Origin of the sequence: Mesorhizobium sp. J8 (genome assembly GCF_016591715.1) — a bacterium.
GTDB lineage: Bacteria > Pseudomonadota > Alphaproteobacteria > Rhizobiales > Rhizobiaceae > Mesorhizobium.
Genome location: NZ_AP024109.1, coordinates 6,077,427 through 6,091,687 on the forward strand (window position 1 = coordinate 6,077,427; position 14,261 = coordinate 6,091,687).

12 protein-coding genes and 1 tRNA gene are annotated in these 14,261 nt (G+C 64.0%); 2 read left to right on the forward strand and 11 right to left on the reverse strand.

Features of this window, described 5'->3' with window-relative positions; translation table 11 throughout:
* Together MJ8_RS29025 and MJ8_RS29030 are read right to left on the reverse strand one after the other, a co-directional pair.
* Positions 1–1,116, reverse strand: a complete 1,116-nt coding sequence (locus MJ8_RS29025; RefSeq protein WP_201412000.1) for a CobW family GTP-binding protein — start codon at positions 1,114–1,116, stop codon at positions 1–3.
* An 8-nt stretch (positions 1,117–1,124) separates the two neighbouring features.
* Positions 1,125–2,297, reverse strand: a complete 1,173-nt coding sequence (locus MJ8_RS29030) for a D-alanyl-D-alanine carboxypeptidase family protein (RefSeq protein ID WP_201412001.1) — start codon at positions 2,295–2,297, stop codon at positions 1,125–1,127.
* Between the two features lie 221 nt (positions 2,298–2,518).
* Between MJ8_RS29030 and MJ8_RS29035 the strand changes: the two genes are divergently transcribed.
* Entirely contained in the window at positions 2,519–3,682 is a 1,164-nt protein-coding gene (locus MJ8_RS29035) for a M20 aminoacylase family protein (protein ID WP_201412002.1), read from the forward strand.
* Positions 3,683–3,819: 137 nt separating this feature from the next.
* Positions 3,820–3,896 (forward strand) — tRNA-Arg (locus MJ8_RS29040).
* Between the two features lie 42 nt (positions 3,897–3,938).
* Here MJ8_RS29040 and MJ8_RS29045 read toward each other — a convergent pair.
* The 9 genes from MJ8_RS29045 to MJ8_RS29085 form a co-directional block, all read right to left on the reverse strand.
* Entirely contained in the window at positions 3,939–5,345 is a 1,407-nt protein-coding gene (locus tag MJ8_RS29045; RefSeq protein WP_201412003.1) for an NAD(P)-dependent oxidoreductase, read from the reverse strand.
* A 105-nt stretch (positions 5,346–5,450) separates the two neighbouring features.
* Entirely contained in the window at positions 5,451–6,686 is a 1,236-nt protein-coding gene (locus MJ8_RS29050) for an NAD(P)/FAD-dependent oxidoreductase (RefSeq protein ID WP_201412004.1), read from the reverse strand.
* Positions 6,687–6,741: 55 nt separating this feature from the next.
* A complete protein-coding gene (locus MJ8_RS29055; protein ID WP_201412005.1) occupies positions 6,742–7,524 on the reverse strand; it encodes an HpcH/HpaI aldolase family protein in 783 nt (260 codons plus the stop codon).
* A 14-nt stretch (positions 7,525–7,538) separates the two neighbouring features.
* Complete coding sequence (locus tag MJ8_RS29060) at positions 7,539–9,233, reverse strand: GMC family oxidoreductase (protein WP_201412006.1); 1,695 nt, start codon at positions 9,231–9,233, stop codon at positions 7,539–7,541.
* Positions 9,234–9,246: 13 nt separating this feature from the next.
* A complete protein-coding gene (locus MJ8_RS29065; protein ID WP_201412007.1) occupies positions 9,247–10,722 on the reverse strand; it encodes an aldehyde dehydrogenase family protein in 1,476 nt (491 codons plus the stop codon).
* A 74-nt stretch (positions 10,723–10,796) separates the two neighbouring features.
* Positions 10,797–11,651, reverse strand: a complete 855-nt coding sequence (locus MJ8_RS29070; RefSeq protein WP_201412008.1) for an amino acid ABC transporter ATP-binding protein — start codon at positions 11,649–11,651, stop codon at positions 10,797–10,799.
* A complete protein-coding gene (locus tag MJ8_RS29075) occupies positions 11,648–12,304 on the reverse strand; it encodes an amino acid ABC transporter permease (protein ID WP_201412009.1) in 657 nt (218 codons plus the stop codon). The genes MJ8_RS29070 and MJ8_RS29075 overlap by 4 nt, the downstream gene beginning before the upstream one ends.
* Before the next feature lie 88 nt (positions 12,305–12,392).
* Positions 12,393–13,235, reverse strand: a complete 843-nt coding sequence (locus MJ8_RS29080) for a transporter substrate-binding domain-containing protein (protein ID WP_040989330.1) — start codon at positions 13,233–13,235, stop codon at positions 12,393–12,395.
* Between the two features lie 29 nt (positions 13,236–13,264).
* A complete protein-coding gene (locus tag MJ8_RS29085; protein ID WP_201412010.1) occupies positions 13,265–14,257 on the reverse strand; it encodes a proline racemase family protein in 993 nt (330 codons plus the stop codon).
* Between the last annotated feature and the right edge of the window lie 4 nt (positions 14,258–14,261).

Consider the following 14,261-nt stretch of genomic DNA (forward strand, 5'->3'; position numbering starts at 1 on the left):
TTACAATCCCGCTATCGCCAGCGGATTGGCTTCAAGCGCCGTACGGTCCGGCGTGTCGATCGACGGCTTGTTGGTGAAGGCGGCGAACAGCCGCTGGATATAATCCTGCGGCATGTCGAGCGTGATCAGCACCAGCCTGGTGCCGCGCTGGCCGTCGGGCCAGGCCGGCAGCCTTGCCGGCGGATGCAGGATCTTCTGCACGCCGTGAACGACCAGCGGCCGCGACGGATCCTCGGCAAGCTCGATGACGCCCTTCATGCGCAGAAGTTTCTCGCCATGCGTCGAGCGCAGAAGATCGAGGAACATCTCTATCGCCGAGAACGGCACCGGGCCGTCATGGACGAGCGAGTGCGTGCGCACGCGCGCATCGTGGCGATGCTCATGATGATGATGGTGGTGATCATGGTCGCCGTCATGGTGGTCATGACCATGCTGATGATCATCACCATGCGCCGCCTCTTCGCCAAGCCAGCGCCGCACGTCGGCGGACTTGGTTTCAGGGTTATAGAGGCCGCAATTGAACAGCGCCGCGGCGCTGGCCTCGTCGACGTCGAGCACGACGGCGCCCGGATTGACCTGCTTCAGCCTCGCCCGCAACGCCTCGACCTCGGCCGCATCGGCAAGGTCGGTCTTGGTCAGCACGATGCGATCGGCCACCGCCGCCTGCTTCACCGCCTCGACATGGGCATCGAGCGTTGCCTCGCCATTGACGGCGTCGACCAGCGTGATGACCCCGTCGAGCCGAAAGGCCTGCACCAGCGCCGGATGCGCCATGATCGACTGCAGCACCGGCGCCGGATCGGCCAGGCCCGTCGTCTCGACGACGACACGCGCCAGTTTGGCGATACGGCCGGTCTGCAGCCGGTCGACGAGATCGGCGAGCGTGTCGACGAGATCGCCGCGCACCGTGCAGCACAAGCAGCCGTCGGAAAGCTGGATGATGCCGTCGGACGCCTGCTCGACCAAAAGATGGTCGATCGCCACCTCGCCGAACTCGTTGATGATAACCGCCGTGTCGGCAAGCGCCGGATCCTTGAGCAGCCTGTTGAGCAGCGTCGTCTTGCCGGCGCCGAGGAAGCCGGTGAGCACCGATACGGGAATGGGAAAACTGTTCATCAGCTTGGCTAGTTGGCAGCTTTGGCGGACTGGTCGCCCTGCGCCGCGGCGGCGGCCGTTCCGGTCGCCAGCGGCTCGGCGCCGGCCGGCGTCGGCCTGTCGGGCCGCCAGCTCGGCAGCGGCACATCGGCATAGTTCTGATCGGTCTGGTCGACGAATGCCTTGGGCGCCGGCCCCGTGGCGCCTCCTAGGCCGACGGCGACGAGCGTCGGGTGGTCGAGCTTCACCTGGTATGGCGACTTGGGCTTGTCCTTGGCCGCAACCTCGGGGGCCGCCTCGGACTGCTCCTCCTTCGGCTTCTTCTTGCAGATCTCGTCATGCATGTCATTGGGCGACAGTGTGTCGCCATAGGGCTTGAGCGCGGCTAGCGTGGTCGATCCCGCCGCTGGCATGTCGAAACCCTGGTCGAGCAGCTTCGCCGCCGCTTCGGCGCGGCTGATCGCCGATTTCTCGCCAAGCACCACGGCCACCAGCGTGCGCCCATTGCGCGTCGCCGAACCGATCATGTTGAATCCGGAAGAGCACACAAAGCCGGTCTTCATGCCGTCGGCGCCCGGATAGCGGCCGATCAGCAGATTGTAGTTCGGGAGCGCCTTCTTGCCGACGGCAAGGCCCTCGATCGAGAACCAGGGCGCATATTGCGGAAAATCATTGCGCAACGCCGTCACCAGCACGGCGAGGTCGCGGGCCGTCGTGTACTGCTCCGGCGAATAGAGCCCGTTTGGGTTGACGAAATGCGTGCCTGTCATGCCGAGCCGGGCCGCCTCGGCGTTCATGCGGTCGGCGAAAGCGGCTTGCGAGCCGCCGATATTCTCTCCGACGGCCATGGCAATGTCGTTTGCCGACTTGACCAGCATCATCTTCAGCGCATTGTCGAGCCGCATCACCGAGCCGGGCTTGAAGCCCATCTTGCTCGGCGGCTCGCCGGCCGAGTGCTTCGTCACCTTGATCGGCGAATCGAGCGCCACCTCGCCCGCCTGGATCGCGCGGAAGGCGACATAGGCGGTCATCAGCTTGCTGAGCGAGGCCGGGTACCAGCGCTTGAACGCATCCTGATGCTCCAGAATGGAGCCGCTCTTGAGGTCGAAAAGGACGATCGGATTGGCCCGCGCCACCCCGGCAAATACCGGAAGCGCCAGCGCGCCTGCCAGCAACAGGTTGAGGAAATGCCTTTGCCGCATGATCAAATCCGAAATCGCCTCTTGCCGTGATCGCCGCTGGGTCCGTAAGATTTCGTTACCCATCGCCAGCATAAATGCGGCTCGGCCCCTCGACCCGGACCGCATTGTTGCGGTGCTATTTACCCTATGTGACGCCAAAATGGCAAAGTTCAAGACAATCACAATTGCTGGGCATCGGCTCTGAACCGACTGCCGCCAATCAACCAAGAGATGGACCGATCATGCCGATTCTGAACCGCGCCGCGCAAATGCAGGAAGAAGTCGCCGGCTGGCGACGGCATCTGCACCAGACACCGGAACTGAATTTCGACGTGTTCCAGACCGCCGGTTTCGTCACCGAGAAGCTGAAGGCTTTCGGCTGCGACGAGGTGGTGACGGGGCTGGGCAAGACAGGCGTCGTCGGCATCATCCGCGGCCGCAAGGGCGATGGCCCGACCATCGGGCTGCGCGCCGATATGGACGCGCTGCCGATCGACGAGATCACCGGCAAGCCATGGGCCTCGACCGTGCCAGGCAAGATGCATGCCTGCGGCCATGACGGCCATACCGCGATGCTCTTGGGCGCGGCCAAATATCTTGCCGAGACGCGCAACTTCGCCGGCACCGTGGCGGTGATCTTCCAACCGGCCGAGGAAGGCGGCGGCGGCGGCAACGAGATGGTCAAGGACGGCATGATGGAACGCTTCGGCATCGAGAAAGTGTTCGGCATGCACAATATGCCGGGCCTGCCGGTCGGCCAGTTCGCCATCAAGCCCGGCCCGATCATGGCCGCGACGGCGGAATTCACCATCACCGTCAAGGGACGCGGCGGCCATGCCGCGATGCCGCACGGCACGATCGACCCGATCGTCATCGCCAGCCAGTTGGTCGGCGCGCTGCAGACCATCGCATCGCGCAGCACCGATCCGGTCGAGGCCGTGGTGGTGTCGGTGACGAAGTTCCATGCCGGCGACGCCTATAACGTCATTCCTGAAAGCGCCGAGATCGCCGGCACCGTGCGCACGCTGAAGAAGGAAGTGGCCAAGAAGTCGGAAGAGCGCATCCGCGCGCTCTGCGCCGGGCTCGCCGCTGCCTTCGGCGCCACCATCGAGGTCGATTACGACGCCAATTACCCCGTCACCTTCAACCATGCCGAAGAAACCGCGTTTGCGGGCGATGTCGCGGCCGACATCGCCGGCGACAGCCATGTCCACCGCGCCATCCAGCCGGTGATGGGCGGCGAGGATTTCTCCTATATGCTGGAAGCCCGCCCCGGCGCCTTCATCTTTATCGGCAATGGCGACTCGGCCGGCCTGCATCACCCGGCTTACGACTTCAACGACGAGGTCATCCCGCACGGCATGAGCTACTGGGTGAAGCTGGCCGAGACCGCGCTGGCCGCTTGAGCGCTGCGGGCGACGGCGGCGAGCACTCCGCCATCAGGCTTGGGCAGCTCGGCCCCACCGAGATGAGTTGCAGTCCAAGGGGAGGTCAGCATGCCCCTTGGCGAACCGGCCCGAAGCGTTTATGTGTCGGGCCGCGTGGTCCCGTAGCTCAGTAGGATAGAGCGGCAGATTCCTAATCTGTAGGTCACAGGTTCGATTCCTGTCGGGATCACCATATTTTTCAAAGGCTTGGCGAGCAGGTCGCCGCGCGCCGGGGTCAGAGCGACCCCGAAGTGAACGGCCCCGAAAGATGGTGCCTGCGCATGAGCGTGGAGAGACGGTTCGCCGCTTCGGCGAATGCTTCGCCTCCGGAAGCGATCAATGCCGCTCGTTCCTGCTCGGGCGCAGCCAGGATGCGTTCCCAAAATGCGGCTATGAGTGCGCTCGACCGGGCGAGGTCGGCGGCCACGGCCTGATCGGCGGCCAGCGCCGCCAAATCCCGAGATGTGATGCCGCCGATGCCGGGCGCGACCTTCGCTCCCATGTCGACGAAGCCCGGAGGCAGGGATCCTTTCAGATTGTGGACGCGATGCTCGGCAATGGCCGCGTAGATCTGGTCGACGGCTTGCTTGGCGCCGGCGACACGGGAGGGATGGTCGGTGTCGGCCGCGGCGTGAGGGAGCAGTTCCAGTCGCGGGCCATAGGCCTCGACCAGTCTGAGATAGGGCAGCATCGGTCCCGAAAGCGTGCCGCCGTCCTTGAACAGGTCCGCATCGATCGCCGCATGGGCAACGCGTCCTGACGCCAGCGCGCGCTCCAGCGCTGCAACATCGACCAATTCGCCGCGATCGTAGTTGATGAGCACGGCACCGCGATTGAGGAGGGAGAGGACTTCATCCCCGATCAGTCCGGCATTGGCGTGTCGTTGCCGGTCGGCATCGAAAGCCCCCAGTCCGAGATGGACCGAAAGCGCGTCGGCGCCGCGCGCCGCGTCTTCCATGGTTGCGGCATAGTCGAAGCCTTCCAGCTCGATCCATTTTTGGTGACGGGGCCGCGCATGGACGGCGACCCGCATGCCGAAGGCTTGGCCGAGCCTGGCGAATTCGCGACCGATATTGCCATAGCCGATCACGGCCAGTCTTTTGCCTTCGAGCTTCTCGGTCGGGTAATGGCGCAGGTCCTTTCCCGTGTCGAACTGCCCAGCGGCGACCAGGGCGTTGAGCCTGTCCACCGGAAGATCCGGCCTGACTTTCAGCAGCGCCTTCATGGCCATCTGCGCGGTGGCGCGACTGTTGATGCCGGGCGTGTTCATCAAGGGCGCTTCGCCGCCTTCGCCACTGCCGCCGCCCCAGGATGCCGAGCCCATATTGCCGGTGCCGGCGCCGATGCGCACGCCGCCGAGGCGGAACCTGGTCTCGGCCGGAATGAAGGTCGCGGCGGCGATGACGGCGTCGTAGCGGCCGTCGCCGGCCTCGGCCAGCAATTCGTCGCGCGTGCTCAATTGCGGCAAGTAGAAGAAATGCAGCTTGCCGGGGTCAAGCGCGCCGGCACCGGCGAGGCCTGTCTCGTGGAACACGCCACCCTTGGCTTCGATATGGGCCTTGACCTCGCTGTGGTCGGGATTGCCGTCCGCGCCGAAGCGCAGCCCGACAAAATCGCAGATCAGAATATTGGCTGATGTCATGAAGCGTCGTTTCCCTGCAGCTGTCTCCAGCTACTCCAATCCGTGATCCGATGGACCGCGCGAAACGGCATATCCGGGTCGCAAGCGAGAGATGTCCCAGGAAAACTAGAACCTGTCGGCCCTGAATGGCGACAGGTCGACCGTGGTCGGCAGTCCCGCCGCCAGCTCGGCGACGAGCTTACCGGTGACCGACCCAGCGATCAGCCCCTGATGCCCGTGGCCGAACGCATAGATGACGTTACGGGCGCGCCTTGCGCGATCGATGACGGGGATGCTGTCGGGCGTTCCCGGACGATGGCCCATCCACCGCTTCACTTCGCCCTCCCGGAATGTCCTGAACATGGGCCGAGCCTGCTTCAACAGCGTGTCGGCGCGGAACATGTTCGGCGGCGCCCGCAGGCCGGAGAACTCAACATTGCCTGCGATGCGCAAGCCCTCCTCCATCGGCGAGGCCACGAATTTGCGATCCGCGGAAATGGTCTGGATCCGCAGCCCCGTATCGGCACCCTTGACCATCACGTGATAGCCGCGCTCGGTCTCGAAAGGGATGCGATTACCGAGCTTGCGGGCGAGTTCCGCCGACCAGGCGCCCGTGGCAAGGACTGCTTGCTCGACCGCGCGGCGCTCCCCGCCTTCGAGAACGACCCCGGTCAGTTCCTGCCCGTTCAGCTCGAAATCCTTGACCCGTGCCTGGAGGAATCTGGCGCCCTGCCGCGCGGCGTTTTCCGCCAGTTTTCGCACCAACCGCCCGGGATTCGGGCACTGCCCCTGCTCCGGCAGGTAGACGGCGCTTTTGAAGATCGACGCCAGCGCAGGCTCCAGCTGCCGGATTTCGTCGGCGTCGAGGATATCGACGCGCACGCCATGCGCACGGCGCAATTCGAGGCCGTAGTTGCTTTTGCCCGGCCCATCCACGCTTTCATAGACGAAGAGCTGGCCGCGCTTTTGCAAAAGCTCCTCGCAACCCGCTTGCTTCATCAACGGCTCGTAGCATTCGAACGTGTAGCGGTGCAGCGCGCGCATCGCCGCCGAGATTTCCTCGACGCGGGACTTGCGGCTTGCCGCCAGGAAGCGCAGCAGCCACGGCAAGGCGTGCGGCAGGTAAGCCAGCCGCACGTAAAGCGGCCCCTCCGGGTCCATCAGCCATTTGGGGACGTTTTTCCAGACGCCCGGCATGGAGTTCGGAATGCAGGACCCAGGACAGATGCCGCCGGCGTTGCCGTAGGAGCACTGATCCTCGGAACCGGGCAGGGTAGGGTCGATCACCTCGACGTCGAAGCCCTGCTTAAGCAGATAGTTGGCGCTGCACACGCCGACGATGCCCGCGCCGATGACGGTCACCTTCCTGCCTGCACCATCGCGATCGCCCCGCATGCCGATAGCCCTTGCTATGCCGTTACGGCGTCAGGTCGCTGACGGAGCCGGTCCGGAACGCCGGCAGCGACCGCGACACGATCTGCTGCAGCATGCGGAAGTCCGACAGATAGGCCATGAAGCGATAGCCCATCTTGCGCATATCCACGCCATAGGCGACCGACCCGCAATGGATGCCTGGGATGACACCTGCTTCCTTGCACCTGGCGGCGATGTATTCGATCGCCTCGTAGACGGCGGGATAGCGCGGATCGAAGCCGGGCGCCTCTCCCATGGTGACGGCAAGGTCCGACGGGCCGACGAAGATCGCGTCGAGATTCGGCGTCTTGAGGATGTCCTCGAGATTCTTGACCGCCTGCTCGCTCTCGATCATCGCCATGGTGACGATGGTCTCGTTGGCGTGCTTGAAATAGTCCGGGCCTGCATAGAGCGAGGCGCGCAACGGGCCGACCGAACGGCCGCCCTTGGGGAAGTAACGACATGCCTTGACGAAGGCATCGGCCTCGTCGGCCGTGTTCACCATCGGACAGATCACGCCGTACGCTCCGGCGTCGAGCACTTTGCCGATGATTGCCGGGTCGTTCCACGGAACGCGCACGAATGGCGCTGTATCCGTCGTGGAAATGGCCTGGAGCATGGGAACCATGTCGGCGTAGTCGGTCGCGCCGTGCTGGAGATCGACGGTCAGTGCGTCCCAGCCCTGCTGCGCCATCAATTCCGCCGAGATGGTGGAAGGGATGCCCAGCCATCCCGTCACCACCTCGCCGCCGGCTGCCCAGATGTCCCTTACCTTGTTCCTGCGCATGGTCGTTCGTCCTTTCAAGCTGCGGAATTGAGGATGAGATCCGACGCCTTCTCGGCGATCGCGATCGTGGTGATGTTGGTGTTGGCGGCGATGATGGTCGGCATGATCGAGGCGTCGACCACGCGCAGTCCCTGCACGCCGCGCACGCGGCATTCGCCGTCGAGGACCGCGAGCGGATCGGCGTCGGCGCCCATCTTGCAGGTGCCCGAGACATGCCAGCCTGACCAGACCGACTGCTTGACCCAATCGGCGATCAGATCGTCGTTCCGCATCATCTGGTGCATCCGGTCAGTGGTGCCGAATTTGCGCTTGAGCAATGCCTCGCGGAAGAACGGCAGATAGTCGAAAGCATAGGCGGCACTGGCCGTCTTGATCCAGTTCGAGGCCTTGCGCACGCTGAGCGCCCGCGCCTCGTCGCTGTAGCCGGCCAGGAACCAGGTGTTGACATGAGCCTGGACGTCCGGGGTCGTCATGATGCGGTAAATGCGCTTGAAGCCATCCACCAGACGCATGAGGTCACGGCCATCGGAGGCCATGTTGAGATCGACGACCGGCTCGTCTGTCTGGTTCGGCGACCTCAGCGTCACCGTGCCGCGCGAATAGGACTTGTTCACGCAGACATTGAGCGCGCCCATCGCCTTGCCCAGCGGATGCCAGCCGGCGCGGTTGACCGGCATCAGCAGCATGTCGCCCGGATGGCAGCCATCCAGGTTGGACGAATAGCGCACGCCGAGGAAGATGTGCCTGCGCTGGCCAGGCCGCAGCCGGGCCGATTTCTTGAAATGGGCGCCGACCGCGATGTGCGGATGGTCGGTCAGGTTCTCGCCGACGCCGGGCAGGTCGGCCACGATCGGGATTCCGAGCCTCGCCAACTGTCCTGCCGGGCCGATGCCGGCGCGCATGAGGATCGCCGGCGAATGCAGCGCACCGGCGGCGACGATCACTTCGCGGGCGCGATAAGTCCTGGTCTCGCCGCCAATCGTGACGGTCGCGCCGACGATGCGCGTGCCTTCGCTTACCAGCCCCTCGACGAAGGCGTTGGCAAAGATATGCAGGTTCTTCCTGGCGCGCGCCTTGCTGTGGAGATAGCCGACCGCCGTCGAGACGCGACGATCGTTCTCGTTGGACAGCGGCAGGGGAAAGGAGCCGTCCTCGAAGCTCCCATTGTAGTCGGGCCGATAGGGATAGTCCTGTTCGGTTGCCTTCAGGACCGATTTCGTGAAGCCTGCCCATTCCGGCGGGAACACGCGGCGGATGGGGATGTTGCCGGCCTTGTTGTGCAGTTCGCCGCCGAAGTCGAGGTCGCGCTCGAGCTTCTTCAGGTAGGGAAGCATGCCTTCCCACCCCCAGCCTTTCAGGCCAAGGCTCTCCCATTCGTCATAGTCATGGGGAAGGCCCCGCACGGCGAACTGGCCGTTGATGCTGGAGCCGCCGCCCATGACCTTGGCCTGCTCGAGCTTGGCGGTCTTGGCCGGCTGCGTATTCAGCTTCGGGGAGCGGTTGTAGACCCTGAGTTCGGTCCAATGATATTTCGGATCGAAATAGGAGAGCCCGGGATAGCTGTCGGCGATGATGTCGGGAACACCATCCGGCGGCGTGTCCGGACCCGCCTCGAACAGCGCAACCTGTTTGGTCCCGTCTTCCGAAAGCCGGCTGGCGAGCACGGCCCCCGCGGAGCCGCCGCCGACGATAATGTAATCGAATTGCATGGTATGGCTCGTTTCAGGCGTAGTTGACCCAGACGGCTTTTTGCCTGGTGAATTCCTCGAACCCTGCCCGGCCCATGTCCTTGCCGAATCCGGACCCCTTGTAGCCGCCGGCGGTGTAGGTGAATTCGGGGCTGCGGCCGTGCTGGTTCACCCAGACCATGCCGGCCTCGATGCCGTCGGCCGCCTTCAGCGCCTTCTTCACATCGCAAGTATGGACGCTCGCGGAAAGCCCGTAGGTCGGATGGGCGGCAAGAGCTATGCCCTCTTCAAGTTCGGTGAAGGTGCCGACCGTCGCGACGGGTCCGAAGAATTCGTCGCGGAAGCCGACATTGTCATGGTCGACGTTCTCCAACAGCGTCGGAGCGTAGAAGTTGCCCTCGTTGCGCGATTCCATCGGTGCGCCGCCGGTGATCAATGAACCGCCCTCGCTGACGGTCCGCCGGACCATGCCGTCGATCCGGTCGAGCTGCCTGCGGCTGATTATAGGGGCGAAGGTCGTGGTCTCGTCCCAGGTCGGACCAGCCTTTATCTCCCTGGTCTTGCCGACGATACGCTCGATCAGTTCGTCGGCTATCTTCTTCTCGACCAGGATGCGCGAGCCCGCCGTGCAGACCTGGCCTGCATTGGCCATGAAGGCCGCCGATACGCGGCCTGCCACGACATCCAGATCGCCGGCATCGGCGAGCACCAGCTGAGGGCTCTTGCCGCCAAGCTCCAGCGTCACCGGCTTGATGCCTGACTGCGCCGCCAGCGACATGATCGCCGCGCCCGTGTTCGTCGATCCGGTGAAGGAAACCATCATCACATCGGGGTGGCGCACGATCGCGACTCCGGTCGTATGCCCGTAGCCGTTGATGACGTTAAGCAGGCCCGCCGGCAGCCCTGCCTTGGCGGCAAGCTCAGCAAGCGCAAGGAGACTATGCGGTGTAAGCTCGGAGGTCTTCATGACGACGGCGTTGCCCGCCGCGAGCGCCGGTGCGAATTTCCAGGCAGCGGTGATCATCGGGAAGTTCCACGGCACGATCGCGCCGATGATGCCGTAGGGCTCGCGCTTGACGTAGCTCAGCGTGTTGTCTTCGGTGGCTGTGACGATGCCTTCCAGCTTGTCGCAGAATTCCGCAAAATAGCGCACGACGCCGGCCGTGCGGATAGCGTCGCCGGTGACCGTGCCCGAAATCAGGCGGCTCGAACCCATGGCCTCGAGCCGGCCGAGATAGAGGTTGTTCTCCTCAATCAGCTGGGCAAAACGGAACAGGATTTTCGCGCGCTCCCGAGGAGCAATTTTTGCCCACCTGCTTGCCCGGAGCGCTTCCTTCGCGGCCTGGACCGCAAGGTCGACGGCGGCCACGCCGCCATCGTTGACGATGCCCATCAACTGCTGGTCGGACGGACGAAGCACCTCGATCTCGTCGCCGGGAAGATCGAGATATCGACCACCAACATGGTGGCCTTTGGGAATATCGACGATTTTCGGGTCAAAACTGAGCATATTCTTTCCTTTTCGGAGGCGTGTCGGCGCCCGTCGACGGCGAATTCTTCCTGCGCGGTAATGCCACGAAGCGCTCACGCTCCGTCGGCGTGCATGGCTTCCAGGAACGGGCGAAGCATGTCCGCCGATTCATGGAAGCGGCCGACGAAGCTCTTCAGCCGCTCGTGCGTCGGATGGAGCAATATCTTGTGCGGCGGGCCTTCTTCCGCGATCAGGCCCTGGTCGAGGAAGACGATGCGATCGGCGATCTCGAAGGCGAAGCCCAACTCATGCGTTACGATCACCATCGTCATTCCGCTCTTGGCCAATTCGACCATCGCCTTCATGACCTCGCCGACGAGCTCCGGATCGAGCGCCGATGTCGGCTCGTCGAAAAGCATGACCTTCGGCTGCATGGCCATGGCGCGGGCGATCGCCACGCGCTGCTGCTGGCCACCGGAAAGCTGGCGCGGAAGTTTGTCGGCGTGCTGCTCCAGCCCCATGGTCTTGAGCAGCCGCATGGCCTTCTCGCGCGCCGCGTCTGCGGGTTCCTTCTTGACCGTCACGGGACCTTCCATGACGTTCTGAAGCGCCGTCATGTGCGGGAACAGGTTGAACTGCTGGAAGACCATGCCGGTCTTGGCGCGAATCCGATTGATCTCCTGCTTGGCGATCTCGCGGCCGCCGCCGGCCTGACGGTCGAAGATCGTCTCGCCGTCGATGACGATATGACCGCTGGTAGGGCTGTTGAGCAGGTTAATGCAGCGCAGAAGCGAGGTCTTGCCCGATCCGCTTGCGCCAATCAGGACGACCACCTCGCCTTCGGCCACCTTCAGATCGACGCCGTGCAGGACCCTCCTGGCGGCGAAATCCAGGCAGATGCGTTCCAGTTCCAGGACTTGCCTGACGTTTGCGCCGTTGGGCAGCAGCGATGTTGGATTGCCGGTCATTTGGACATCACCCCGCTCTTTTCCAGCTTGCGCGCCAGGTAGGTCAGCGGCACCAAGATGATGAGGAAGATCGCGCCGACGGCCGTGTAGACCTCCATCGGCCGATAGGTGAAGGAGGAGATATAGCTGGCCTGATAGAGCAGGTCGGGCACCGTAATCATCGACAATAGCGTGGTGTTCTTCATCTGGATGATCGACTGGCCGGCGAGCGGCGGGATCATCCGGCGAAACGCCTGGGGAAGGATGATGCGACGCATACGCTGGCTGTAGGACATGCCGATGGCGGTCGCCGCGTCGGTCTGTCCCTGGTCGATCGACTGGACGCCGGCGCGCAGGATTTCCGCATAGAAGGAGCCGACATAGCAGCTGAGGCCGATGAAGCCGGCCCAGAACTTCGTCACGTTGATGCCGGCGAAGATCGGGAAGGCATAATAGACCCAGAGCAAGGTCACCAGCAGCGGGATGTTGCGGAAGAATTCGACATAGAGCTGGCCGAGCAGTACAAGCGGTCGGAAGGTGCTGAGCTGGATGAGGCCGACGATCAGCCCGATGGCAAGCCCCGCCAGGATGGTGATGACGGTGAAGTATAGCGTCATCAGCAGGCCGTCCCAGAGCAGCGGCCAGTTGTTGGTCAGTACGGTGAAATCAAACATGGTCCGTGCTCGTCTCGTCGGCGGAACTGAACGCGCCGAGGAAGGCTTGACCGCTCCGGAAAGCGGTCAAGCTGGTGCGGGGCAGCGATCAGAAGCTGAAACCCTTCGGCAGAATGGACAGGTCGATGCCGCGTGCCTCCCAGGCGCGCGCCAGCTTGCCCTGCGCCTGGCCGAGCGAGCGCTGCTGCTCGATCCAGTTGGTCAGGAAGTTGATGTAGCCGGCATTGCCGGGCTTGCGGGCGACCGCCAGCGTCGCGGGGTTGCGCAGGATCGGCTCAGGCAGGGAGACCTCGCCGATCTTCTTTTCCGAGACCTGCAGCGCGTCGAAGATCGACAGCAGGACGGCGTCGGTGCGGCCCGACTGCAGCTCCATCAGCGCCAGGCCGCGGTCCTCCACGGGCGTGATCTTGGCCTTGGGCAGAAGCGCCTCGGCGACGATCTGCATCGTCGATCCCTTCTGGACGACCACCGTCTTGGACGGGTCGTTGAGCTCGGCCCAGGTCTTCACCGGCTTGCCGACCGGCGTGAGCACGGCCCAGGCGTCAGTGAACAGCGGCTCCCACAGATAGTCGACCACGAGGCCGCGCTTCGGGTTCGGATTGACGCCGATGGCGATGTCAATCTTGTTCGACTGGAAGTCGGCGGCAAGATTGCCCCAGGTCGTCTCGACCGGCTGCAGCTTGACGCCGAGCTCGGTGGCGATCTCGGTGAGGAACTCTACGTAGAAGCCGCTCCACTGTCCCGTCGCCGGATCCTTGATGTAACCGGGTTCCTCGCCGACCATGACGGGCGCCTTGAGAACGCCCGAGGCGCGGATCTGGTCGAGCACGGCCGACGGATTGTCGTCCGCGACAGCTGCCACGGGCGCCGCCAGAAGGGAGAGCGCGACGGTCGCCGCCGCAAACAGCTTGCTGAAGTTGAACGATATCATAACGTTCCCCTTTTCTTGTGGTTGGGTTGTTAACGACTGAGGAATCCCTTCGAGAGCGGATCGTCCGCTTCGAAGAAGATCGTCTGCGCCGAGGTGATGAAGGCGCTGCCTTCGACCTCGACGATTGCGGCCTCTCGCTCCCCAATTGCCACCTTCTCGGAAAGGCGGGCCTCGAACGGGATGCCGAATATGTTGCGGGCGCGATAAACCTGGTCGGATCGCAGGATGCCCTTGTGCAGGAGATGGGCCATGCGCGCCGAAGTGCCGGTGCCGCAGGGCGACCGGTCGTACTTGTTGACCTCGAGCACCAGGAAATGCGTCGCGCTGTCGGGCGCGTCGGCCGCGTAGAAGAGCACGCTCGGCGCCGTCGCGCCGGCGAAAAGCGGCATGTCGGCGACCGCTTCCTTGATCGCCGCCTTGATGGTGGAGCCTTTGAGCATCAGCTGCGATGCATGGTCCGGAGCGAGTTCCAGCCCCAGCTGCGTGGCGTCGACCAGGGCATACCACATGCCGCCATAGACGATATCCGTCCGGATCCGGCCGATACCGGCGACGTCGACCTCCAGTCCTTCCAGGCCGACATAGCTTGGCACATTCTTCAGCCGCACCGATTGCAGCGCGCCGCCCTCGCCCCAGACCAGCCCGACGGTGACGACGCCCGCCGGCGTTTCGAGCGTGAAGCTGTCTCCCGTCGACCGTCCGATCTGCCCCGTGAAAGCGAGCGTCTTGGCAAAGCCGATCGTGCCGTGACCGCACATATCGAGATAGACATACGATGAGATGAAGAAGGCGCCGTAGTCCGCCACGTCGGACGGCACGGGAACCAGCCCGACCATCGCGGCGTGGCCACGCGGCTCATGCAGGAGCGCGGCGCGCAGATGATCGAAGCGATTGCGGAAATCTTCGCGGCGTTCCCACACGGTCCGGCCGTCGAGCCGGGGGATTCCGCTGAAGATCACGCGCGTCGGATGCCCGGCGGTGTGGCTGTCCACGACAGCGAAGGAAGAGTTCAACGCCAACATGATA